At 62.9% G+C, this 24,236-nt stretch carries 16 protein-coding genes and 1 tRNA gene; 5 read left to right on the forward strand and 12 right to left on the reverse strand.

Going from position 1 to position 24,236, the window contains the following annotated elements:
* Positions 1-58 precede the first annotated feature (58 nt).
* Positions 59-1,717: a cytochrome c3 family protein gene (locus PLL20_10975; protein HPD30509.1), complete on the reverse strand. Its 1,659-nt coding sequence runs from the start codon at positions 1,715-1,717 to the stop codon at positions 59-61.
* 320 nt (positions 1,718-2,037) lie between these two features.
* Here PLL20_10975 and PLL20_10980 point away from each other — a divergent pair, with 320 nt between their 5' ends.
* On the forward strand, positions 2,038-5,316 hold the full coding sequence (locus PLL20_10980; GenBank protein HPD30510.1) for a cytochrome c3 family protein: 3,279 nt from the start codon (positions 2,038-2,040) through the stop codon (positions 5,314-5,316).
* Here PLL20_10980 and PLL20_10985 read toward each other — a convergent pair.
* Entirely contained in the window at positions 5,267-6,406 is a 1,140-nt protein-coding gene (locus PLL20_10985; protein HPD30511.1) for a hypothetical protein, read from the reverse strand. The genes PLL20_10980 and PLL20_10985 overlap by 50 nt on opposite strands.
* 172 nt (positions 6,407-6,578) lie before the next feature.
* A complete protein-coding gene (locus tag PLL20_10990; protein HPD30512.1) occupies positions 6,579-6,875 on the reverse strand; it encodes a thrombospondin type 3 repeat-containing protein in 297 nt (98 codons plus the stop codon).
* 841 nt (positions 6,876-7,716) lie between these two features.
* Here PLL20_10990 and PLL20_10995 point away from each other — a divergent pair.
* Entirely contained in the window at positions 7,717-9,009 is a 1,293-nt protein-coding gene (locus tag PLL20_10995; protein HPD30513.1) for a cytochrome c3 family protein, read from the forward strand.
* Positions 9,010-9,195: 186 nt separating this feature from the next.
* Here PLL20_10995 and PLL20_11000 read toward each other — a convergent pair.
* The 7 genes from PLL20_11000 to PLL20_11030 all read right to left on the reverse strand — a co-directional run bounded on the left by PLL20_11000 (position 9,196) and on the right by PLL20_11030 (position 16,086).
* Positions 9,196-9,283 (reverse strand) — tRNA-Ser (locus PLL20_11000).
* Between the two features lie 224 nt (positions 9,284-9,507).
* The gene (locus tag PLL20_11005) at positions 9,508-10,587 is read right to left on the reverse strand and encodes a low specificity L-threonine aldolase (protein HPD30514.1); all 1,080 of its coding nucleotides are present in this window, start codon (positions 10,585-10,587) and stop codon (positions 9,508-9,510) included.
* A 339-nt stretch (positions 10,588-10,926) separates the two neighbouring features.
* On the reverse strand, positions 10,927-11,877 hold the full coding sequence (locus PLL20_11010) for a prepilin-type N-terminal cleavage/methylation domain-containing protein (protein HPD30515.1): 951 nt from the start codon (positions 11,875-11,877) through the stop codon (positions 10,927-10,929).
* A 724-nt stretch (positions 11,878-12,601) separates the two neighbouring features.
* Positions 12,602-13,594 carry a tyrosine recombinase XerC gene (gene xerC / locus PLL20_11015; GenBank protein HPD30516.1) on the reverse strand — a complete coding sequence of 331 codons (993 nt, stop codon included), beginning with the start codon at positions 13,592-13,594 and terminating at the stop codon, positions 12,602-12,604.
* A gap of 80 nt (positions 13,595-13,674) precedes the next feature.
* Positions 13,675-13,881: a hypothetical protein gene (locus PLL20_11020; GenBank protein HPD30517.1), complete on the reverse strand. Its 207-nt coding sequence runs from the start codon at positions 13,879-13,881 to the stop codon at positions 13,675-13,677.
* The gene (locus PLL20_11025; GenBank protein HPD30518.1) at positions 13,878-14,549 is read right to left on the reverse strand and encodes a hypothetical protein; all 672 of its coding nucleotides are present in this window, start codon (positions 14,547-14,549) and stop codon (positions 13,878-13,880) included. The genes PLL20_11020 and PLL20_11025 overlap by 4 nt, the downstream gene beginning before the upstream one ends.
* Positions 14,550-14,889: 340 nt before the next feature.
* A complete protein-coding gene (locus PLL20_11030; GenBank protein ID HPD30519.1) occupies positions 14,890-16,086 on the reverse strand; it encodes a DPP IV N-terminal domain-containing protein in 1,197 nt (398 codons plus the stop codon).
* A gap of 494 nt (positions 16,087-16,580) precedes the next feature.
* Between PLL20_11030 and PLL20_11035 the strand changes: the two genes are divergently transcribed.
* Positions 16,581-18,491 carry a DNA strand exchange inhibitor protein gene (locus PLL20_11035; GenBank protein ID HPD30520.1) on the forward strand — a complete coding sequence of 637 codons (1,911 nt, stop codon included), beginning with the start codon at positions 16,581-16,583 and terminating at the stop codon, positions 18,489-18,491.
* Between the two features lie 330 nt (positions 18,492-18,821).
* On the opposite strand, the gene PLL20_11040 is transcribed toward PLL20_11035, so the two are convergent.
* Positions 18,822-19,946 (reverse strand): cobalamin-independent methionine synthase II family protein, encoded by a 1,125-nt coding sequence (locus PLL20_11040; protein ID HPD30521.1) that lies wholly within the window; start codon positions 19,944-19,946, stop codon positions 18,822-18,824.
* A gap of 133 nt (positions 19,947-20,079) precedes the next feature.
* Here PLL20_11040 and PLL20_11045 point away from each other — a divergent pair, with 133 nt between their 5' ends.
* Positions 20,080-21,528, forward strand: a complete 1,449-nt coding sequence (locus PLL20_11045) for a sialidase family protein (protein HPD30522.1) — start codon at positions 20,080-20,082, stop codon at positions 21,526-21,528.
* A gap of 60 nt (positions 21,529-21,588) precedes the next feature.
* Here the strand turns inward: PLL20_11045 and PLL20_11050 are convergent, their stop codons facing one another.
* Complete coding sequence (locus PLL20_11050; protein ID HPD30523.1) at positions 21,589-22,614, reverse strand: thioredoxin-disulfide reductase; 1,026 nt, start codon at positions 22,612-22,614, stop codon at positions 21,589-21,591.
* A 419-nt stretch (positions 22,615-23,033) separates the two neighbouring features.
* On the opposite strand from PLL20_11050, the gene PLL20_11055 reads away from it, so the two are divergent.
* A complete protein-coding gene (locus PLL20_11055) occupies positions 23,034-23,930 on the forward strand; it encodes a GDSL-type esterase/lipase family protein (protein ID HPD30524.1) in 897 nt (298 codons plus the stop codon).
* The last annotated feature ends 306 nt before the right edge of the window (positions 23,931-24,236 follow it).

Here is a 24,236-nt window from a genome sequence, read left to right on the forward strand (position 1 = left end):
CGGCCGCGGTCGCCGAGAACAGGGTGAGTTGCCATCGCTACGGAGGCCTGGCGAGGCATTACGGCTCCGGCAGCAGCCCGGCGGCTTGCCGGAGACCGGCCTCGCTGATGTCCAGGAGGACCAATGCATAGTTCCGGTTGTGGATACCATTGCCCAACTGCAGAAACTGCACATTCGCCCGGACCTGTGCAGCCAATTCCAGGACACGAGGCGGGACGTCACGCCCCTGGGATCGGGCCTGCTCGATCCGCTTGTCGAGCTGCTTCAGCGAGTTGTCGCACTCCTTCAGCCGGACGGCGATTTCGTGAATCCATTGATCCAGCGTTGAGCCGTATGATTCGTTGTGACAGGCGACACAGGCGGAGGCCGTTGCCGTGATCACGCTCGCCCCCTTGAGGTCCGAACCGGGCTGCGTGTGGCAGGCACGGCAGTTGGTACGCGATCCGAACATCGCGTTGGGCATGGCGAGGGTCGGTCCCCGGCCGCCGATGCCGGCCAGGAGTTGCACCTGCTCGTGATGATGATTGGGATGACAATGCTGACAGTTCTCGAGTACCACTTGCAGGAATCCTTCGTGCGACGCCGTCATGATCGGCGCCGCCAGTTCGTGTCGGATCGTTTCGTGGCAGTCAGCGCATCGGGCATTCTGGGCGGCCACGTGGACGCGGTGGTAATCTTCCACCTGTCTGATGGTCCGCTCGGCAAATTCCGCTGTATACCGTTCCTGATGGTGGCATTGCGAGCATTCACGGATCGTCACCGCGCCCCGGCCCTTCACGACGTCGGCGTGACAGCTCGAGCAGTCGATGTTGCGACGGACGATCTCCTGATGATCCATCATGACGGCGGAGGGTTGACTGCTGGTCCACCCATGAACAGCAATCCGTCGCGTCGGAGCCTCGTGACATCGCAGGCACTCGGCGGTTTCCTTGTTGAAGGCCTCGTGGCTGAAGTGACAGGTGAAACACACCTGTCGATCAACTGCTTGATGTTGTTTCGCCGACGCATCGTAAGTGTGGCAAGCGGCGCATGTCATGCCGCTGAGCTGTCTCAGGCGGATCTTGAGGCGCTCGAGGCGTCCCCACGCCAAGGCATCAGCCTCGACGGCTGCAGATCCGGTCTGCCTGACCCTCTCGCGGATTCTCGCATCGCGCTCGGGCGACGAAGCCACGGAAGCCGCCTCACGAGCGAGGGCGACGTAGGTTTCGTTTTCGCCGAGAGCCGTCTTCAACCTGGCAGTTGTCCGTTCAAGGGCCTTGGTCGTCTCGTCGAGCCGCGTCGCCACCTGCAAGTGCTTACTGTGCACAAAACTGACCGTGGGCGTGCGTGCGACCTCGGTTTCCCGGCTGCTGACGAGGCGCGTCTCGGTTCCGGCTTCACCCACAGGCAAAGCCTTGTTCAGGTAAACGCGGTCGCCGTGACATTCGGAAGTCAGACAGCTTGCGTCGCTGACGTGAGTGCGCAGCCGGCCGGAGCCGGATCGGCCGCTGAAGTAGCCGGCCGCCTGCGCAAGGCCGCGGAACTTGGCTCGAATCGTATGCTGCTCACCCGGGGCGTAGTGGCATTCAACGCACGCCACGCTGAGCTTCGAGCCGTGCACGTCGCGCGTCCAGGATTGGTAGTAGGGCTCCATGATGTGACAGGACCCGCAGAAATCGGGTCTGGCGGTGTAGTATTCGGCCGTGACCAGCGCCACCACGACCACGACTACGGTCACAGCCAAGGCACGACCAAGTCGCCTGATCCGCCGCCTCCGGCGAGACGGCCGAGAGAACCCCGCAGGTTCCGGCTCATCAGTCCGCGGATTCCTCGATTCTGCACCTCCATCGGAAGCCTGCCCGGAACCGGTCATGGTGTCTGCCTCTTGGAAAACGTATTTGGTCCACGCGAGACGTCTGCACCGGCCTGTGGAGATACAGCCCGCAACCGCGAATGCTGCACAACCGACGTGACACGCGACGTCGCGACGCCCATTATTACTGAGGTTCATCTTCAAGACAACGGCCTTGAGAACGGCAGTTGGGGATCGGGATGGAATTGAGGCGACGCATATCTCGCTGTTGTTGGACGTTGCCGACCTGGATGCTGATCTTCGGGGCGGTTGGGCCGGCGTCGGCGCGGACCGTCTTCGTTGCAAGCGAGATCGACGAGTTCCGGACGCCGCCCGGCCAGACGGCTCTGCTGCTGCCCACCGCCGTGGCGGTGGACTCAGCCGGTACCGTGTTCGTAGCCGACGGGGCCAATGACCGCGTCGTTATGTTCAACCCCGCAGGGCAGTTCATGGCGGAGATTCGGAAGGTTGGCGAGGAGTCGTTGTCCCGGCCGGTAGGAATCAAGACCGACTCAGCGGGTCGATTATGGATCGCGGACACCGGCCATGGCCGCTTGCTCGTCAGGGGAGCCGATGGTCGCCTTGATCGACTGATCACCCTGCCCCCGGCGGAAGGCAGGCCTCCGGCAGACCCGACGGATGTGTTGCCGCTAGCCGAGGACAGAGGCATCTGGGTTGTGGACAACGACGGTCACCGGTTGCTGCACCTGGATCGCGAAGGCCATCAGCTAGCGATTGTGGGATCGCGAGGCGAGACGCCGGGTCGCTTTCACTACCCGTTCATGATCGACTGCAACCGGGGCCAGGATCTGCTGGTTACTGATGTGATCAATGGTCGAGCGTGCGTCCTGGACGGCAAAGGGCATCTGATCGGCATTATTGGTACCTACGGCATTGATATGGGCCAGTTGTACCGGCCTAAGGGCATTGCCTGCGACTCTCAGGACAGAGTCTGGATCAGTGACAACCTGCTCGGCGTCGTGCAGATCTTCGCGACCGACGGTCGCTTCATCGACGTTCTGCGCGATTCTCAAGGCGAGCCGATGCGCTTTGTCACTCCGGCAGGACTCGCGTTTGACCGGCAAGGCCGAATCTACGTCGTTGAAGTTCAACCCGGTCGGGTCAGGCGGCTTCAAATCAGCGAGAAGGACGAGCCTGGCACTGTACCGACGCCGTCGCGCCCCCAATTTGTGCCCGAGCAACCTCAGTCGTGCACGGTATGTCACATTGAGTGGCTGCAGCCGCCGGGGCCGGCGTCAGCCACGGCTCTGATCAAGCTCTCGCTGAATGAGGCTGTGGAGCCGGCTGTCAGCCGACCCGACATGTGCCTCTCGTGTCACGATGGGTCCGTCGCCGATTCGCGCCGCCTTGTCTGGCAGGAACACGGTCATCGGTCGGGAGTGGAGCCGCCGGCATCAATGAAGGTCCCGGCCGACCTTCCGATGGTCAACGGGAAGATCTCGTGCCGGACGTGTCATTGCGCCCACCCGTCCGGCGAGACGGATGACATGGCCACGGCCGTTTCCCTGCGAAGAGCCAACTCCGGCAACGAGCTGTGTGGTGCGTGCCATGTCGAAAGGACCGGCAGGCCAAGCGCTCGTGTTCATCCTGTGGAAGGCGTGCCGTGGGCCATTCCCGAGGAGCTGATCGAGCCCGAATCTCGCCAAGGGCCCGATCCGCGTGACCTCACATGTCGTGTCTGCCACATGGCCCACGGTTCGCGCGAGGATCATCTTCTTGTGCCGGGCGCCGACACCGGTCAGCTTTGTGTGAATTGTCATGCCAAAATGCGACCTGGTTTGTGGAGGAGCGACACTCCTCGCGAGCATCCACAATCGCCGCCGCTCTCGGACGACGTGCAGCGCCAGGCAATCGTCGCCATGGGGGGACGGCTTGGAGCAGACGACACAATCACCTGTCTGTCGTGCCACAAGATGCACGACGGCGTCACCGATCGGTACTTGCTCGCCGACACGCTGACCGACAGCCGCTTGTGTACCCGCTGTCACCCCGAGCAGGGACGGATGGCAGACTCGGCTCACGATCTTCGGCAGAGTGCCCCATCGGAGCGCAACCGGCTTGGTCAGACGCCTGCTCAAAGCGGGCCCTGTGGTCCCTGCCACAGCATCCATCAATATGCCCGACGCCCTGACCCTCAGCCGGCTGATCCTTCAGGTACCTGCACTACCTGTCACCAGGCGGGACGCTGCGCAGAGAAGGTCACGCGCCTTCCGTTCGGGCACCCGCTGGAGTTGGCTGCGGATCGCGCTACGACCAGCAAGCTGTTCACTTCATTGAGTACCCAACCAGCCGGTTCCCGCCAACTGGTCTGCGTGACCTGCCATGATCCGCATCGGACGGACCACGGCCGTTTTCTGGTCGATCAAGCCGATCGAATCTGCGGCGAGTGCCACGAAGGCCACGTTGCCAGGTTGGCCGGCGGCCATGACTTCGGGAACAAGCCGGATTTGAGGAATGCCCGCGACCGTGGACCTTCTGAGACCGGCAAGTGCGGCTTCTGCCACGGTATTCACGGCACGATGAGCCCGCTGCTCTGGTCGGCGACCGGTGAGCGCCCGGAGAATCCTGATGAGATGTGTCTGGCCTGTCACGCGGATGACGCACAATCGGCTGCTGAAGCCGCGCCTGCGCTTCGACATCCAAGCGGCGCATCGACCACAGGAAAGGTCGCTTGGGTCGATTCATGCTATCCTCTCTATGATGACCGGTGCAGGCAATCGCCGGCTGGTTTTGTGACCTGCGCCAGTTGCCACGATGTGCACGGCGATTCGCGTGACGACCATGCCTTGGTACGAGGCGACGATCCGAACAAGTCGCCCGCGGCATGTCTTGCATGCCACGAAAACGCCCGGGCCATCGAGAGCACCATGCACTCCCAGGAGTTCATGCAGCGTCGCTTCGCCGCTATGGACGACGATCGCTCGGCGCGATTCTGCGCTCCCTGCCACGTGATACATGACGACACGTCAGGCCCGCAAACGGTCGACCGATTCGCCGGGGCGGTCAAGGAGCTTTCGTCGGACATGGAGCCGTGTCTGGAATGCCACGGTGCGGGCGGTCACAGCACGCTTGTCCGCGTGACATTGCATCCCGTCGGCGGCCTGCGGAACGTGGCGGCAAGCGGACAACCGGGTTTCCTGCCTCTGGCAGACAACCAAGGACGCTTGGGACAAGAGGGCCGGGTCACCTGCCAGACCTGTCATCTGCCGCATGGCCGAGCGGCGTCGGGAGGTCTGCCGCCCGTCGATGCGTCTACGGCGAGTGAACCCGAGCGTCGCGGGCTGAAGGCGTTGCTGCGGCCTTACGTCGTCCCCAATCTGTGCAGCGCCTGTCATGGCAGTGAAGGGCTTGCCCGCTTCCTGTACTACCACCATCCGGAAAAGCGCCGGCTGCTCCAGACGAACGCGAATGGCCTCAGTCTCGATACCTTTGAACCTCCAAGCGATCCATCTGTTCGACGGTGAGGGGCTCGGCGTACATCATCTGCATGAGGTCGGCACCGGATTTGAGAAAACCCCATTGGCCCGGATCATCCTCCGGCAGGTCAGGGTTGCGCAAGTACTCGATGAAATCGAACTGCATTGCCTGTCGCCAGTCGGGCGGGACGGGGATCACGCCCCGTGGCTGGATGAGTTGTGATTCGTCGGCATCCCAGCGGGTCACCGTGATCCGGCCTGTCTCCGCGTATTTCCGCACGGTCTGGTTGTAGTGGCACGCGTCACAGGGTCGTCCCTTGGCCGTGATGGTATGAGAGGCATAGGGCGTTATCAGAACGAAGGACGAGTCTTCCCAGACGGCGGGTACCATGGTTGCGGTGTGCACCTGGCCGGTGGTCGCGTGCCGAGCGAGGAATGTAAACTCGCGCATGACCGGCCCCACATGAGTCGTCGGCCGCCCTGCCCCGGGATCCTGCTGAAAGTGACAGTTGTAGCAGACGACGACCGCCTGGGCATGGCAGGAGGAGCAGTGTACCCGTGAGGCGTGGACGGAATGGGAGGTATTGTCTGGTCGATCCGCGTGGCATCCTTCGCAGGTAACGTCCATGGCCCCCGGTTCCATCATTGACGGATAAGGCGTCCCGTCGCCGCACATCTCGCGGGTGGTATGGCAATCCATGCAAGTCATGCCCTGGTCCCGGTGGACATCGGTGAAGCGGTTTCGTTCGATTCTACGGCGGTCGTGGCATTTGAGGCAGATGATTTCCGCTACGGCATCGCCGGGGGTGATGTGGCAATCGGAGCAGTCGGGCCGATAGGTACTACTGTCAATTGGCGTTCCGTCCGCCCGGGTGTTCGCGTGACAGTCCTGGCACCAGAGGTCTTCGATGGCAATACCGGTCAGCGTTCCGAAACCGCCGTTTTCGGCGTTGTAGAATGTGGCCTTGCCACGGCGTGTGGCATGCAGACTCGTGGGCCAGGCCTGCTGCGGAAACGGAGGGACAGGATGTTCAGGGGTGCAGGTACTGCCTCCCCAAACACAGGCGAGGCCAATCACCGCAAGTCCAAGGGCCGCGCTCCGCCAGGATCGGAACAACATGCGTTTGGACTTGCTCATACGCCGCTTTTCAGCTCCTCCGGTCGCCCTCGGTCTTGTTGCGGCTCCCGCCGATTCGAAACCATTCGTGAACCCGGCCACATTGTTGCCGTCGCCGTTCGTACGCGCCCGGTCCATTCACCAAAGGTGACCGTCAGGCCTCTGCCAACAGGGCCCGGTGTTCGCTTTCTGCTCACCCGCCACACCCACAATCGTCTTGTTCGAAGATGCTGTTGGGGTCATTCGGGAACTGGTCGATGCAGTCCGGGGCTCCGTCACCGTCGGTATCGGTTTCCGGTACACCACAGCCACAAATCTTCGGGGCAGTCTTGTCCGGATCCGTGGGACAAAGGTCTGCGGCGTCTGGCACGCCGTCCCCGTCGGTGTCGCGCCCACTGACTGCGCACATCTGTGCTGTGCACAAAACACCCGCAAGCACGGTGAGGCAGAGCTTCAGAAGAAAGCTGCCGGGGTGTTTTCTCGATGCCACTGAGACTCCTCCTTTCGATCTCTTGGGCGGGTCAACGTCTGCCGCCCGCGAAAGGGTCCGGCCGGTATCACTTGTTATCTGAGCCGCCGCACCCACAATCATCATCGTCATCATCAACGTCGTGATAATGGTAGATACTTAGAGGATCGTCGGGGAATTGGTCGATGCAATCCGGTCCTCCGTCTCCATCGGTATCGGTCTCTGGGCTCCCGCAGCCACAAAAGCCGGGGGCCCTCTTGTTCGGATCCAAAGGGCACCGATCAACACTGTCCGGCCAGCCGTCTGCGTCGACGTCGACATCGCTGACGACACACATTTGTGCCGGGCACAAGACCGCCGCGGCAACAACAAGACAGGTTTTCGCCACAACAGCGCGCAGACGAATGAAGAAAACCATCGGTGCTTTTCCTTCCGACTGTTTTGGCGGATCAACAGCCGCCCCGTCCGGCTGCCCCCCGAGTCGCGTAAGCGCATCCGCTGCATTCCAATATGCCATGATACGCGATTTCTCAACCGGATGACAAGCCCAATGCACCGGTCGCGAATCATTCGTCGAAAACCGCCACGGTGAAGGTTGCAGCGAGGCTGTGGGGCAAGCGGCGAATAAGCACCGGTTGAAACCAGTGTTGCAGTAGGCGTTTCGGTTCAAACTTGGTAACATGCCAGTGTTTTGACGTCCATGGGGCCCTTCACCCGGCCATAGCCATTCACAAGGTCGATACTGCTCAGAACTATTACCGCGACTTTGCCATCGTGTGTGACACTGTTTATGCTGTTGGGTGTGACTGTTGGGGTGTCGATGTGGAAAACGCCCATCAGGTCAAGTCATCTGGGTGGTGGTATGACCGGTCTCCCTTCGGTTGGCACGGTGCTTGTCGCCGGTTTAATGGCGATGATTGCGCTTGCCGGGTGCGACCCGGGCATCGTCTGGCCCCCGGACGATCCCCCAAACAACGGCGACGATATTCCGGCGGAGTACGTCGGCGCCATAACCTGCGCGGCCTGTCACCCGGCTCCAGGGTCGCTCCATGCCCGACATGGTCACAGCCACGCCCTGAAGGTGGTCGAGGGCATCGCTCCCGAATACCCCGCTACGCCGGGCTTGGGCGAGGCTCCGAATCCGCCCGCGGGTCTCGACTGGTCCGATATCAGTTTCGTCATCGGCGGGTCCGCCAAGTCGGCCCTCTTCGTCGATACCGCGGGCTTCCTCCTGACGGACGGTACCGCAGGTACGTTCACACAATACAATCTGGCCAACCCCGCCGCTCTGTTGCCCGCGGGTTTCGTCCCATTCAAGCCGGAGCAGGTTGCGCCCCATCCTTTCGGCGAAGACTGTTTTCGATGCCATACTACCGGTCCCGAATCACTGGCCATGAACGGAGGCCGGCGGCAGGGCAACCTTCCGGGAATCGAAGGAACATGGTCGCAAGCCGGCGTGCAGTGCGAGGCCTGCCACGGGCCGGGCAGCCGTCATCTCCTGGACCCGGCCGCCGGGAAACTCACGGTGGACTCCAGCGGCGGCATCTGCGCGACGTGTCATGTGAACCAGGACGAGCCTTCCGAGATCGCGGTCGAAGGCAAATGCATCCTTGGCCGCCAGCAGTACGCGGAGTTTGCCGCCAGTCCCCACCAAGGCTTCTCCTGCACATTCTGCCACAACCCGCACGCCTCCATTCTGCGCGATCGGGAAAACGGATTGCGAAACACGTGCGGCAACTGCCACCTCGATTTCGACACGGCGTCCCATGAAGGCAACGTGTTCCAGTGGGGCGACTACGTTGAGGCCGTGCGATGCGAGAGTTGCCACATGCCGCTCGTGGCGAGCAATGGGTCGTGCCGCGACGTCGAGCTGCCGAGGGGCGAAATCGTCTCCATCGGCGATACGCGAAGTCACTTGGTGCATATCGATACGAGTGCCCTTGATCCGACGGATATACTTTCCGCTGACGGTACACGGGTCCGCTTGGATGAACAAGGCCGCGCGGGCGTGCCGGTGTCTTGCGTGTGCCAGCGATGCCATCACGGCCTGGGGAACGCATTCACGCTGACGGCGGCCGAGGCCGGCGAGATTGGCCGGCGTCTGCACAGCACAGAGATGACGGAAGCGGTTACTGCCGGACGGCATCGCAACTGAGGGCACAACCCGGAGCAAGCGAGGGAATCGGCTGTCTCAACATGCTTGGGGCCCATCCTGCTGCCTTGTCCAACACATCGGGCAGAGGAAAAGCGGCCGTGCGGCAAACGGAGGCTATAAACGCTTGCAGATTCCACGCGCAGCGTCACCTGCAATACGCAAAGCCCACTCTTGAAGGGAGATCAACGGAGAGGGGGGGATTCGAACCCCCGGTACAGACAAGCCGTACACAGCCTTTCCAAGGCTGCCCGATCAGCCACTCCGGCACCTCTCCAAGCTGCTGATTCCAATGGACTTACGGTTCCACGGCCTGCGGGTTCTGGCCGTTGGGCCGGTTCATTGGAGGGCCGCCGGCCGCTCTGAAGGCGGCGATCGGCGGCACTAAGGGACCAAGGTATCGACGGAGGATCGGGCGGTCAAGACGATCGTCCGGCACCTCGGCCGGTGCGCGGATCGTGACCTGCCAGCCGGGCGGGTGAGCCGAGGATGGCATCGGCCCTACTGTGCCGCGACTTCGCGAGCGTCGGCAACGAAGGCGTCGACGTCTTCATCCGTTGTGTCCCACGAACACATCAGGCGGGCGCCGCCGCAGCCGATGAAGGTGTAGAAATGCCAGCCGCGTTGGTGGAGCGCCTCGACCATGGCAGGCGACATCTCGACGAAGACGGAATTCGCCTGGCAGGGAAACATAATGCGCACGCCCGGTATCCGCCGAAGCTGCTCCTCCAAGCGGCGGGCGCAGCGATTGGCATTTTCAGCATGTCGCAGCCAAGTCCCGTGTTCCAGCAGGCCAATCCAGTGCGCTGCCAGAAAACGCATCTTGGAGGCAAGCTGGCCGGCCTGCTTGCACCGATAGTCGAACTCATCCGCAAGGCTGCGATCGAAGAAGACCACTGCTTCGCCCAAGCATCCGCCGTTCTTGGTGGCGCCCAGGCAAAGCACGTCCACGCCGACCTTCCAGGTGATTTCCTTCGGGCTGACCGCAAGGCTCACGAGCGCATTGGCCAGACGGGCTCCGTCCATGTGAATCTTCAGGCCCAATGTTCGGGCCAAGTCGCCGAGCCCGCACAGTTCCTCGACCGAATAGACCGTACCCAGTTCGGTGGCCTGGGTGATGCTGAGAGCGTGCGGCTTGGGATAGTGGATGTCGCTTCGCCGCTTGACGGTGTGCTCGACGCCGGCGGGATCGAGCTTTCCGTCCCTGCCGGGGACGTGCAGCACCTTGCTGCCGCTGGAGAAGAACTCGGGCGCGCCGCACTCGTCGGTCTCGACGTGGGCCATGTCCTGGCAGATGACGCTGTGGTACGGCTTGCAGAGAGTGGCGATGGTCAGCGAGTTGGCTGCCGTACCGTTAAACACGAAAAAGACCTCGCAATCGGTTTCGAAGGCCTCGCGGATCAGATCGCAGGCCTTGCGCGTCCACGCGTCCTCACCATACGAGGGGGCGTGGCCTCGGTTGGCCGCGGCCATCGACTCCCAAGCCTCAGGGCAAACAGGGGCATAGTTGTCACTGGCGAACTGGCGACGCGGTAGCGGAGATGCGTCGCCGTAACGCCGGTAGTTCTCGTGCTTGGTCACTGAAAAAGATCTCCAAAAACTGCGGCAAATGGAAACGCCACACAATCCCGGCTGCGTTTCAGCCAACACGGGGACATCGGAAGGTCGACGATACGTTGCCCTCGGGGAAACCGCGGTTGCGGGCAATGCCGTCCGGACAGCGGCGTCGAGCGAGCCGGCCCCGGTTTTCGTCGCCAGCTTAGATATCGGTTCACGTGATGGCAATACCGGCTGAGCATGCTCGGGCAAATGCAGGACAGCCATCTGCCGGGCCGGGCAGCCGGCGGGTGGCTGGTTGCCCCCGCCGGCCATAGCCCGACCGCCCGAGCCGACCCTCCCGGGGGGTGATGTCGGCCCGGATCACGGGTAGATCAGCGTGTCGCTGTCCGCTGCCGGAACGAGCGAGGGCAGATCAGCCGATGGACGCCTGCCGCAATAGCGCGACGTGGGCTCAGGCTGGTTCCCGTTCAGGTTCCAGGCGGTGTAAATGTTGTCCATTGCCGCACCGACGACCGGCTTGTTCAGAAACTCGGCGTGGCTGTCGACGAACAGCACCACTTGCCCCTGGCCGCTGCCCAGGCCGCCATGGTTGCCGGAGTTGTACGGCATGCACTCGTCGGGACTGACATTCCGCAAATCGATACCCGGCGGCGGAGCAATGATCTGGGGATTACCCAGCGATACGCCGCCGTATGGGCCCTTGTCGGCGGCAAGGGCCATCCGCGGGTCGGCTTCGATGCCCGGCCTGCCTTTGGAGCCGTATGGAACCTGTGTGCCGTAGCTGACATGGGTCTCGTTGTTCCGGTTGGCAGCCCACCCGCGGTGCTGGTCCGTCCCGGGGCTTGCAGCCATGAAATCCCAATAGTCGGCCGGGTTCTCGGCGTTGTCGGGCGCGTCGCCGCTGGACGGGCAGATGAAGGAACGGGACGAGGTACCGTTGATCTTCACCAGCAGCCAGAAGGTCCGAGTCGTGGACAACTGGGCCCAATAGCTGCCGCTGGGCTGCCGGCCGGGGTCGCCGAGAGTTCCGGCGCCGCCGTTCTTGCCGGTCATGTTGTAGTACTCCACCGGAGACGGGTTGGGATTCATCGTCGAGTTAGGGGCGGCAATCGGACAAGAATCCCCGTTGTCCATCGCGTAGGTGTAGAAACCTTTGCCGATCCCGCTCAGATTGGCCGCGCAGGCTGCCCGCCTGGCCAATTCGCGGGCCATGGTCAGGCTCGGCAGCAGAATCGCGATCAACAGGGCGATAATCGACACCACCACCAGCAGTTCAATGAGAGTGAAACCACATCGGTTCTTGCGCCTCATGATGACACCTCCTGTGCTTTCGCACATGCTGTTCGCGCCTTCGGCTTGTCCGGTGCATCATGAGGTTGCCGCTTGATGGCGGAAGGGATCGAATCGGGTATGAGAAATATGAGAACGGGCTGCCTGGACATTGTCGATCGCAGGGTCCAGCTCTTCCGCCGTCTCTCGGCCACTCGTGCTGCATGATGACAACCTCCGGCGCCGCCGCCGGCCGAGGCTGCCGGACCGACGGCTGAGACCACGAGTTATCCGCAGACGAACCGGCGACGTTCGCCGGTCGTTGCACGCTCCGGTGACGTTCGGGCAGGCGCGCGGACCCTGGTCGGGCACACGGCACGGCCCTGACCGAACGGCTGAGACGAACCTGTGCTCTTGTCCTTTTGTTGCGGTCACCCCGGCCCGCAATGCGGGCGATGCGGTGTGGCCGCGATTCGAATGGCTGCGGACGGGGATGTATGAGTCGTCGGGCGGGAAGATGAATGTATGATGACTATTATTCCACTGACGACTACCCTGCGTGCAATGGCTTATGAATCATCGAGTTACGGCTCACGCCGAAGCTCCTTATGTATGAGCGACGTATCCACAGCCACTCTACCCAATCTAATGCTTTCAGATGCTGAAAAGTCAACTGGAAAACAGGAGAGGCACCCGGACAAGGGGTGCCTCTCGGTCGAAGCTGTCGTTGGTTTTCAAACGCAGTGCTATTGCCGTCAGTGCCGTTTCAAGCCCTCGGATGAGCGTTGTCGTATGCCTGTTTCATTCGGCTGGTGGTCACGTGGGTGTAGATCTGGGTGGTGGACAAAGACTGATGACCGAGCAGCTCCTGGACCGCGCGCAGGTCGGCGCCGCGGTTAAGCATGTGGGTCGCGAAGCTGTGCCGCAGCGTGTGGGGGCTGATGGACGGGTCCAGGCCGCAGATGGACAGGTACTTGTCGAGTTTGCGGCGCACGCTTCGAGTGCTGAGGCGTTTCCCGTGCTTGTTGACGAACACGGGCTTCTGGTCGAAGGTCGACGCTCGCGGGTCGGCCCGGCGCATGTCCATATAGTGTTTGATCCAGGCCAGGGCGGTGGGCGAGATCGGCGTGAGCCGCTCTTTCTTTCCCTTGCCGTGGATGTGCAAGCACTCGTTGGCGGTATCCACATCCTCGATATTGAGGTCGACCAGTTCGCTTACGCGAACCCCGGTGGAGTACATGGTCTCCAGCATGGCGCGGTCGCGTGCGCCAAGCAGCGTGGACACGTCGGGGGTCTCAAGGAGCTTGCGGACCTCGTCCTCCTCGAGGAACTTCGGCAGGCGCTTCTCCTGCTTCGGCGTACGGATGGCCGAAAGCGGGTTGGCCGAGACATAACCGCGCTTTAGGCAGAACTTGTAGAAGCTGCGCAAGGTGGCCAGCTTCCTGGCGGTCGTGCTCTTTGAGTACTCGCGGTCGGTCAGGAAGGCCAGGAACCTCCGCACGTCCTCGGTCTGGACGCCTTTGAGGACTTCACGGGTGTCAACCTGGGCGCGTGTCGGCGCGGCAGGGGCTGCTCCGCCGGCCGGAGGCTGCCCAGTCGTTGTGGAGGGGGGGGTTGAGCCCTGAAAGTCCGCCGGGCCGCCAAGGAACTCCACGAACTGGTGCAGATCGGCTGCGTAGCATTTGGCGGTATGCGGAGAGAAGTGCCGCTCAAAACGAAGGTAATTAAGGAATTCATCGATCAAGGTCGTTTCACTCATGACTTTCTAGCACCGGCGGCGATTGCCTGCGTTTATCAACCTGGCTCTGTGGCCGTTCGCTCGCATCCGAACCAGCGACCTCAAGCCGGCGTTTTCTCGAGATCCATCTCGAGTCTTCGACCCATCTGGTACGAAAGAACGGCAGCGTCGAACCAATCGAAATCGTGTTCCGGGTCCGCCGCCATCGAGGCGAACACCGCGATGATGGACGGCTCCTCCCCGGCCTTGTAGCGGAACACGTACCGGTGGTTGCCTTTCACCAACGAGAGCTGCCGAACATGGTTCATTGTCCCGTCTCCCCGGCGGCGGCAACGGCCGCTGCCGACTTGTTCTCCATCCTCTGCAACAACAATTCGCGGGCCAGGGTGAAGCAGCAATATCTCAGGTACGCCTCCTGGCTCGCGAGGTATCTTTTCCATCCGAGCGGGCCTGCGGTTGCCGACCGTGAATGGGCGTAGCGCTGGACGTCGCGCTGGACGGCTTCATGAGCGGCGTTGAACGTGCGCTGCACCTGGGCTTGCGGTCGGATGCCCCCGAAACCCTGTGGCACCGGAAAAGGGCGGGCCGCGCGGGATGCGGCAACGGGGTCCAGTCCGCCTTGCGGCCACTCGGGCCGCCACGGCCCGTAAAGCTGAGCCGCCAGGCCGACCACGGGGGTGTACGCGTCGTACTCGGTAACCGCGAAGACCAGAATCGCGTCGACTCCGAGTCGCTCGCACACCTCCAACGCATGTTCGGGAGACCGGATCCGGACATCACCCTGCTCCGCCAGAACCGCCAACACACGGCTGACGCCGACGACTTTCACCCCCTCCAGTCCCGACAGCTCGGAGGCCATCAAGTCGCCCACCCTGGCCGGATCGAACTCCGCGCCGCCGCTATGATTCAGCGCCGGAGCCACCGCGATGCGCACCTCTTCGGGGAGGTACAACGCCGGCTCGGCCTCTTGTTCCATGGGTTGCCGGGCTGCCGAACAGCCCGCCCCAAGCATCGCAAGAATGAGGAAGTATCTGGATCTATACCCCCATGCGTTCTCGCGGTTCCGGCGAGGGTCTCGCCGGGGCTCTCGGACGACCCTATGGCTTTCCACGGCGATCATCCCTGATCGAGCACCCTTTCCGTATGGTGCAGCGCGGCCCGACGGCGACTGCGGCTCGCCCGCACCGGTCCCGGGTCAGCTTCTGCGGCTCGGTAACACAGGCCCGAGACATTTCTAGTTCGTAGTTCGGCTCTTTTCGGGACCAGCTTAAACGCCTGGTTCCCAAAAACCCTTTATTCGCTTCTCCTCCATTTGCTTATCCTCCCCGCGGGTTGCCGGCGGGCACGACGGCGCTGTGGGCACCCGCGGGCGCGGCAGCGCTATCATCCGCCGCCAGCGGGGTTTGGGGCATCGCGACCGCCTCTGCAAGGACTGACCAGATATTCTCGGAACCGCTCTGACGGCTGGTGAAGTAGACGCGACCGTCCGCCGCCCAGCAGGGCCCGAAGTGTGCCCCCTGGCCGTCGGTCAGTTGCCGGGGTCCGGTTCCGTCGGCCCGCATGATCCAGATGTCGCCTCGCGAAGCAGGGGGCAGGGGTCCGGCGGCGGGATCAGCCGGGACCGGCTGTGGCAGAGCAGTTCCATATGCCACCCAATCGCCATCCGGGCTCCAGGTCGGCTGAATGAAGGCCATCTGCGAACTGGCCGCCAATTCGATCGGGAATCGCGGTTCGCCGTCCTGAAGGTCGATTCGCCAGATGCTGAACCATCTGCCGCCGCGCTGGCGTGCGCGCTGGTAAAGAATGCTGTCGCCTTTGGGGCTCCACCGCGGGAAGAGGCCCACGCCGATCATTCGCCGCGCATCGGGGCGATCAAGTTGAAGGATCCACAATTCCCATTGCTCGGCCCGGACGTTGAACATGCAGTACACTACTTGCCGGCCGTCGGGTGAGAACGAGGGGTGAATCTCGTGCCAGGGTGATCGGGTCAGTTGCGTTGCCTGGCCGTTGTCGGTACCGATGAGCCAAAGGTCCCAGTTGCCAGAACGATTGCTCGCGAAAACAATGCTCTTGCCGTCGGGGCTGAAACAGGGCTGAACGTCGGGCGCCGGATCGGAAGTGAGCTGGGTGACGGCCACACCGTCGACCGTCTTCATATAGAGGTCGGCCTGCGTGGAATGCCGGGTTGAGGCGAATACCAGATTCTTTCCATCCGGTGAAACGTCGACGTCGAAATCCGCTCCCTCGGCGGTGAAGGAGTGCTGCTTCATCGGGGCGTTGGCCCTGGGATGGAAGGGTAAGCGGGCCAACTCGGGGAGTTCGCCGAAGAGGGTGATCTGGGCGTCCTGGGCCGCGGGCATGGCCGGCTCGGGTGGCGGAGGAGGAAGCGGTCGTTCGCTCTCCTCCTTAGCCTTCTCGAAGCAGGTGCATCCCACGAGGCACGTGGTGATGATAGCCGCACATACTGCCCCGCGACCTCGGCGAACCATTCTGGCCCGTGTGTTGATTGGCATGCCCATGACTGTCCCGATCCAGTTCCCATCGAGAAGAGAGTGATCGGGCTTCTTATCGGTTCCTCAGCAACACCGTTCGACTTAAATCCGCCGCCATCCTGGCAGGCCTGTTCCGATAATATGCTGCGTATGTATCGACGTCCGGTCGGTGGGCTCTTCAGATGTTTTCGGCGCGGAAGGCAAGGATTCTCGGACCTTTCAAAATCGCGCAAGAATCGCCGGCAAACGGGCAAAAGATGCGCATGGAGACGGATCTTGGGGCATCAGGCCGCCGACATGCCCGCCAGTCGAGAGCGTATATTGAAGTCACCAAAGGATCTCCCAGCGGCCACTTGGCGCCGGGGTTCCATCCGTCTTGCGGCGGGTCGGGGAGCCGGGGCTGGATCGAAGCAAGGCTTCAGAACGGCCCTGCCAGTACTGCCGTGCGGCCCGGCGGTCTGGAGCATCCGGTCGAGCGACTTTGTGGCCGCCTGCCCGTTTCGTAGAATGCGGCTGTGGACACGCACACGCTGGAGAAGATTGATTTCGATCGTGTTCGTCAGATCCTGGCAGAACATGCGAGCTGCGCGCTGGGACGGGCAATGGTCTCGAAGGTAAGACCCGTCGTGCGGGAGGACCTTGTTCGGCAATGGCTCCGGCAGATCGAGGAGATGATCGAGGCGAGCGCCACGATCGGACTCCCGCCGTTTGGGGGCGTTCGGGATGTTCGGGAAATCGTCCGTTCGGCCATTCCCCCCCACCTGCCGGAGCCGGCTGAGTTCGCCACCGTTGCCGAGACGCTCGAGGCGACTCACCGGATCGTCCGCTGGGGCGACAAGCTGAGCTCGGCATCCGGCGAACTGCGGCGAGTCTGCGACAAGATCGGCGACTTCCAGGCCATCGCGGACGTCATCCATCGAGTTATTGACGGCAGCGGCGAGGTTCGCGACGACGCCAGTGCCAAGCTCCGGGCCATTCGGACGGAGATTGCCAATGCCCGCATCAGCATCGGGCACGTATTCGACCGCATCCTTCGCGACCGGCATGTGACCCGCTGGCTGCGGTACGCCAATGCCACTTTTCACGAAGATCGACTTGTCCTGCCGCTGGCGGCCGAGCACCGCGGGCGGGTACCGGGTATCGTGCACCGCAGCTCCGATTCGGGGGCCACGCTGTTTGTCGAGCCGGCCGAGGCCGTCGAACTGAACAACCGGATCATCACCCTCAAGAACGACGAGCAAACAGAGATCAGCCGCCTGCTCTGGAACCTGACACACCAGTTGCACCTCAACAGCGTGGAAATCCTCAAGACTCTGGATGCCCTGGCCATCCTGGACCTGATCGCGGCCAAGGCGCGGTTTGCCCGATCCTACGACCTGCACATTCCGCAGATCTCCAACGACGGCTCGCTGCGACTTCGGCAGGCAAGGCATCTCCTGCTGGTCGAGATGCAAAAACAGGCGGCGGGCCGCGGCGAAAAGCGCGAGGTCGTACCGATCGATATTCGCCTTGGGGATGATTTTGACATCCTGATCATCACCGGACCGAACACCGGCGGCAAGACCGTGGTTCTCAAGACAGTCGCACTGGCCTGCACGATGGCCCAGGCGGGCCTGCCCATACCCGCGGCCGAGGGAAGCCGCGTGCCGATCTATCACGATATTCTGGTGGACATCGGAGACGAACAGAGCCTTCAGCAGTCGCTCAGCACTTTCAGCTCCCATATCTCGCGGGTGATGGCCATGATCAAACACGCACGGCCGGGTACGCTGATGCTCATCGATGAGCTCGGCGCGGGCACCGACCCGGAGGAGGGCGCCGCCCTGGGGCGAGCCATTGTGGCTGAGCTGCTCAAACGCAAGTGTCCGGCCCTGGTGACCACTCATCTGGGAGTGCTGAAGAGCCTGGCGTATACGGAGCCCCGCGCGGAAAACGCCTGTGTGGACTTCGACGCCCAGACGTTACGGCCGACGTACCGCCTGCTGATCGGCGAGCCGGGTAACAGCAACGCCATCAATATCGCCTCACGACTGGGCCTGCCGCCGCACATCGTCAAGGCGGCTCGGGCCTTCCTGGCCGACTCGCATCAGCAGCTCAGCCGCGCGATTGCCGGCACGTTGCAGTCGCGCCGCCTGGCGGAGCTGGCACGGCAGCAATCCGAAGCCGCTCGTGTCGAAGCGGAAAAGCAGCAGGCAGCCGCCGAAAACGCCCGTCGCGAACTCGAAGAGCAGCAGGCCCGCTTCGAACGTTGGGTCGCAATGATTCTTTCGCTCCAGCCCGGCCACCGCGTGCTCGTCCGGCGCTTCGACCGCGAGGGCACCATCGTCCGCATGCTCCTGCACAAGCAGATGGCCGTCGTCTCGGTCGGGGCGATGGAGATGGAAGTTCCGATCAAGGAGCTCTTGCCTGTGACGGACGATCATTGATGATCGGTGGCGGTGCTCCTCTTTCCGGCTCCCAGCAGATTAAGCGTATCAGAGCATATGTGAAGCTCGGGCTGGCAGGTCTTCGCCGCCTCCGGCGGCTCCGACCGTGCCCTACCCATGTGAAACGTGTTCTTAAGAGCCATTGGTTCCTGGCTGTCAGCGAGCATTCGGCAGGGCGGCGGCGAGGTCGCCGGGGCGACCGAGACCTGCCATATTGTTGAGCTCGGGCGGGCAGGTCTTCGCCGCCTCCGGCGGCTCCGACCGTGCCCTACCCATGTGAAACGTGTTCTTAAGAGCCATTGGTTCCTGGCTGTCAGTCAGCCGTTAGCCTCATACCCGTGGCTTGGTCGAAGACAAGCGCTCTCGCAGTCGCGTGGCGGCGGCGACCAAGTGCGACAGTTTCTCGAACGCCTCGTCGATCGTCGGCGGCTCGACGGCCTCGGGAGCGAAACCGCAGTCGGGATTCAAGGCGATGCGATTGGGACTGAGGATCTCCGCCCCGGCGGCCGCGAGGGATTCGATCTGCTCCACCGTTGGAATCTGTTCGCCTCGCACGTCGACGACGCCCATTCCAACGGACAGGTGTGAAGGCAGGAGCTTGAGGTCGCTGATGTCGCCTGTGTCCTTGTAGGCGAACTCGAGGTTAACGCGGTCAACCTTCAAATCCTTGAAGGCCGGCAGAAGCGGCTTGTAGTTGCCGGTCACGTCGCTGCGCCGCTTGTAGACGCTGTGGCAGCAATGCAAGTGAGTCTCGGCGCGGAGGTTCTCGACCACGCGGTTGATGGCCGCGATCGCCATGGGGAGCTCTTTCTCCGGGTTCCATGCCCGCCGCAGACGCTCGTCGTGCGAACTGATCCCGGCCATGAGATCCCGGTCGCAGAAGTACACCAGCGCGGGATCGTCGATCTGCACGATGTCGATACCGGCCTGCACCAGCGCCCGTGCCTCGCGAGCCAAGATCTCGGTCAGGTGTTCAAGAAAGTGCTCCATGGTCGGGTAGGCCTCGCGGCTGTGATCGGCGTGCCAGTAGCGCAAGGCGATCAGGAACGGGCTGGGCAGGGCGAACTTGGTCACCCGCTCGGTGTGACCGGCCAGGAAAGCCGCATCCTCGGCGAAGACCGGCTCCGTGGCGGCGATACGGCGGACGACAACGTCGGTGTACTTCACTTCGCCTTGATGCTCGTACCGACGACATTTCTCGAAACCGCCGATCCGTCCCAGCAGCTCGCGAATGTACTGTTCGCGCCGCCACTCGCCGTCGCTGACCACGTCCATGCCGGCCTCTTCCTGAAGCCGGATGGCAAACAGCACGAAGTCGTCCATGACGCGGGCCAGGCGCCCCGGATCCATCTGCTTGCGGCGGTCCAGGACGCTGAGCAGGGCCTTCGGCCGTGGCAGCGACCCGATCGGATGGGTGAAGAACGGCGGCAGCTTGGCGGTGCGATCAGTCTTCAAGCGGATACTCTCCTATCCCGCAAGGACACCCAACGGCTGAGTCCGGCTATGCAGTCGGACGAGGCGGCGCTATTATAGCCGACAATGGCGAAGGCGGCCGATTTCTGCACATTCAAGAACGGGACATCAACACATGAACAGTGTTTTCCTTGTCCGAAGAACGCGTTTACGCCACGCCTTATTTGGCTTGATGCTCATTGCCGTTTGTGCACCGGCCGTGTTTGGCAAGGCCGGTCCGGCATTCAAGCTCGTCGGCAAGGAGGTGTTCATTCCCGGCCGGCCGGGCGTGAGGGTGGTGGCCCAGGCCTTCTATGTTCGCAGCGAAGGCCAGGAGATGATCAGCCGGTACTCCGAGCAGACGAAGAGCGACAAGGCGGACATCGCGTATCAGCGGTTCTCCCACGACAACGGGCGGACATGGTCAACGCCCGCGATGCTGGTCACGAACGAGCGAGTATCCGGCGGCGCAGTGGGGCCGACGCCCTCGTCGGCCCATTCCGTCTCCGCACCGGTGACAAACGAATCCGCTCCCGGCGGCACGCGCCGGCGGGCCATGAAACCCGGGTTCGTCGATCCGACACGGGACGTGCTCGTCACGGTGTTTCAGGAGGCGATCCTGCCGACGGATAATCCGCTCGAGGGCATGAAGTACTGGACGCTGCACTATGCCCTGAGCCGCGACGGCGGGAAGACGAACTACCACGAGGGGCCGATTGTCCACAAAGGGACGGAGTATTCTCACGAGCATCCTCTGCCGAACGTCTGGGTCGGAAAGAACTCGGCGATGATCGGCGACACCGCCTGCGTGCCGATCAGAATCCGGACGGGAGAAATCCTCCAGCCGATCCAGATCACCCCGATCGGCCCCGACGGCGAATACTACAACCCCGGCGGCGGGTACACCTATCACGATTCTGCCGTGCTGATCGCCCGATGGAACGACTCGGGCATTCTCGACTGGGAGTTGTCCAAGCTGGTGAAGGGCGACGCGACCCGTTCGACCCGCGGCATGCTCGAACCGACGATTATCGAGGCGCCTGACGGCCGCATTTTGATGGTGCTCCGCGGCAGCAATGACCGCAAACCGGAACTGCCCGGCTACCGATGGTATGCGGTGTCCACCGACCACGGCCGAAGTTGGTCGCCACCCAAGCCGTGGACGTACGACAACGGCGAGTCCTTTCACTCCCCGAGTTCGTGCAGCCAGCTTTTGGGGCACAGCAGCGGGCGCATCTGCTGGATCGGCAACATCAGCCCGTCAAACCCGCGCGGCAATTCGCCGCGCTACCCGCTGGTCATCGGCGAAGTCGATCCCGAGTCGCTGCTGCTGCGGAAGGATTCGGTTCTGGTGATCGACGATCGGCTGCCGGGTGAGCCGGAATGGACGGCTCTCAGTAACTTCTATGCCCGCGAGGACCGCATCAGCCGCGAGATCGTCGTGCACCTCTCCCCGATAGGCAAAGGTCTTGCGCAGTCCTCACGGCCGGTTGTCCAGGCAACGCAACCGACCTTTGAGTGGACGGCCGATGCATGGGTGTACCGGATTGCGGTGCTGATGGCCGAGCCAAGAAAACGAGAATGATGACGCGATGCAGTCGGCCATCGCGCCCCGATCCATCCGGCGCGGCTCCAAGGTTCTGTTCTACTCGATGCCCTGCTCGGCCAGCCATCGCTCGGCATCGATGGCCGCCTTGCAGCCCATGCCGGCGGCGGTGATGGCCTGTCGGTAAACGCTGTCGACGACGTCGCCGGCGGCAAAGACGCCGTCCACGCTGGTCGTCGTCCGGTAGGCATCCTTGAGCTTGACGTAGCCTTTCTGGTCGAGTTCGAGCTGCCCCTCGAGGAAAGCCGTTGCGGGGGTGTGTCCGATCGCCACGAACAGCCCGCCAACCGGCAGATCGCTGACCTCGCCGGTCTTGGTGTCCTTGAGCCGGACGCCGGTGATCAACTTGTCGCCGAGCACGTCAACGGGAATCTTGTTCCAGAGCACTTCGATCTTGGGGTTATCGAAGACCCGCTTCTGCATGATCTTGCTGGCGCGGAGCTGATCGCGGCGATGGATCATGAACACCTTCGAGGCGAATTTGGTCAGGTAGGTGGCTTCCTCGACCGCCGAATCGCCGCCGCCGACGACGGCGAGTTCCTTGTTGCGGAACACCGGCAGGGCTCCGTCGCAGACGGCGCAGGCGCTGACGCCGCCGCCGCTGCGGGCCAGCCGTTGTTCGTTGGGCAGGCCCAGCCAGTTGGCGGTGGCGCCGGTGGCGACGATCAGGCTGTGCGTTTCGATCATCGTGGCGTCCTCGCCCCAGACCTTGAAGGGGCGTGCCGACAGGTCAACCTTGGTGACGTCGTGGTAGGAGTAGGAGTGGCCGTCGTCGGGGTTGGAGACATCGGGGTTCTGGCCGTTGTCGGTCTGAATCCGTGCGCCGAAACGAACGGCCTGCTGTTCCATCCGAGCCATGAGTTGCGGCCCGGTGATCCGTTCCGGAAAGCCGGGGAAGTTTTCGATCTCAGTGGTCAGCATGAGCTGACCGCCCGGCAAAACGGTCGAGGGAGTCTGCTTGGGGCGGCCAGCGAAGACCAAGGGCTTGAGGTTCGCCCGGGCGGCGTAAATCGCGGCCGTCCACGCCGCAGGCCCGGAACCAATGATGATGATCTTCTCAACCATAATCACCTCCCAACGGCCGGACCGCGCTACACCGCAAAGCCTCGGTCTGGGCCGGTGTCTTGCCTTGCCGGTCCGATGACGGGCATGAATCGCGTGGCATACTCTGCTTCAGGGCGGGCGCCGCATCGGGAATCATGGCCTGCCCGCCGCAAGGCCGACCGTGCCGTCCGAAACGGCGACCGGCGATTGTAGCGCTGATCCTGTCGGGCGTCCACACTGGCGTTCGGCAGGAAACGACCGTATAGTGCGGCAAGTGCCTGAGCCGATACACGACAGGAAGTCGGCGCGGGCAAAGTCTGTTTGCGTCCGCGACCTGCCGTCGAAAGGGCCTCTCACAGGTTCGCGGCCGGCGGTCCAACTGACAGCGGCGGTAGCCGAGTCACGTGGCCTCTCGTGGCGGACAGGACAAGATGCTGACCATGCGCATAGCCTTATTCTTCGCCGACGGGCGGGCGTACTTCCTGGGAATAGCGCTCGTCATCATCGGGCTGCTCGTGCTGGCGGCCGGCAAGAAACGCAAACCTTCAAGACGAATTCGCATCGTTCTGGCGGCTCGCGTCCTTCTGATCATGGGGGTCTTGTTTATTCTTCTTTCCGCTACACCCGCTCCCATATGGTTCTATGGTCTGTGGTTCATCACGATCGTCGCGTGGCTCATCCATCAGTCGGAGCCCATGCTGAAGCGCGAAGTCGGGATTGCTCTGCGGATCGGCTCGCTGCTGTTCTGTCTTGCCGCGGCTGGGATGGAGATTCCGCACCGGCTGCTGCCGAAGCTCGAACCGCAAGGACAGGAAAAAGTGTACGTCATCGGCGACTCGCTCAGCGCGGGCATGGGGACCGAGGAGATGACATGGCCCAAGGTGCTTGCGGCGGGCGTGCCCGTGGAGATCGTGGACCTGTCGGCCGCCGGGGCGACGGCCGGCACCGCCATGGAGCAAGCCAAGCGCGTGCCGCCGGGCCCGGCCATCATCGTGATCGAGATTGGCGGCAATGACCTTCTCGGGGGAACGCCCGGGCACGTTTTTGAAAATGATCTTCGCCGACTTCTTGAGACGCTGAGCGGCGATTCCCGCCGGCTGGTCATGTTTGAACTACCTCTTCCTCCTTTCTTTAACAAGTACGGACGCATTCAGCGTCGGCTGGCGTCAGAGTTCGACGTCGCCCTGATCCCCAAGCGCATCCTGTCCGACGTGATCGGCTCGGCACGCGGCACGCTCGACGGCCTGCACCTGTCCGACGACGGCCACCGGCAGATCGCCGAGACAGTCCGCCGGGTCGTCAATCTGCCCGAACCGAGGGGCGTGCCGGCTTCGTGACCGTTCGGTCGGCAAGCGCGACGAACTGGAATCACCGCATCGACGCACACACTGACGGTCCTCAAGCACGGCCGGGGGTTTCTGCTCGACAGGAAGAAGGTCAAAGTCCAGCGATTAGTCGCGACGGCCGGAAGGGGGCCGCAGGTGGACACTGATTGCGGCGGAGAATTGCGGATGTGCTTGATGTTGGGTTTGTGTGGCGCGGGGGGGGCGGTCAAGACGGCGGCAGGTCGGCGCCCTGCTTCGTCGATGCGACTTGGCGGGGCTCTGACCCGCTGGTCCCAGATTCCCATCTGGGACCCTTCT

The sequence above is a fragment of the Phycisphaerae bacterium genome (genome assembly GCA_035384605.1).
GTDB lineage: Bacteria > Planctomycetota > Phycisphaerae > UBA1845 > PWPN01 > JAUCQB01.

Coding starts and splice junctions, on each gene's coding strand:
- PLL20_10985 (HPD30511.1), bottom strand. CDS start 6,406: ATGAGCAAGTCCAAACGCATGTTGTTCCGATCCTGGCGGAGCGCGGCC.
- PLL20_10995 (HPD30513.1), top strand. CDS start 7,717: ATGACCGGTCTCCCTTCGGTTGGCACGGTGCTTGTCGCCGGTTTAATG.
- PLL20_11010 (HPD30515.1), bottom strand. CDS start 11,877: ATGAGGCGCAAGAACCGATGTGGTTTCACTCTCATTGAACTGCTGGTG.
- xerC (HPD30516.1), bottom strand. CDS start 13,594: ATGAGTGAAACGACCTTGATCGATGAATTCCTTAATTACCTTCGTTTT.
- PLL20_11020 (HPD30517.1), bottom strand. CDS start 13,881: ATGAACCATGTTCGGCAGCTCTCGTTGGTGAAAGGCAACCACCGGTAC.
- PLL20_11025 (HPD30518.1), bottom strand. CDS start 14,549: ATGGAACAAGAGGCCGAGCCGGCGTTGTACCTCCCCGAAGAGGTGCGC.
- PLL20_11030 (HPD30519.1), bottom strand. CDS start 16,086: ATGCCAATCAACACACGGGCCAGAATGGTTCGCCGAGGTCGCGGGGCA.
- PLL20_11045 (HPD30522.1), top strand. CDS start 20,080: ATGAACAGTGTTTTCCTTGTCCGAAGAACGCGTTTACGCCACGCCTTA.
- PLL20_11050 (HPD30523.1), bottom strand. CDS start 22,614: ATGGTTGAGAAGATCATCATCATTGGTTCCGGGCCTGCGGCGTGGACG.
- PLL20_11055 (HPD30524.1), top strand. CDS start 23,034: ATGCGCATAGCCTTATTCTTCGCCGACGGGCGGGCGTACTTCCTGGGA.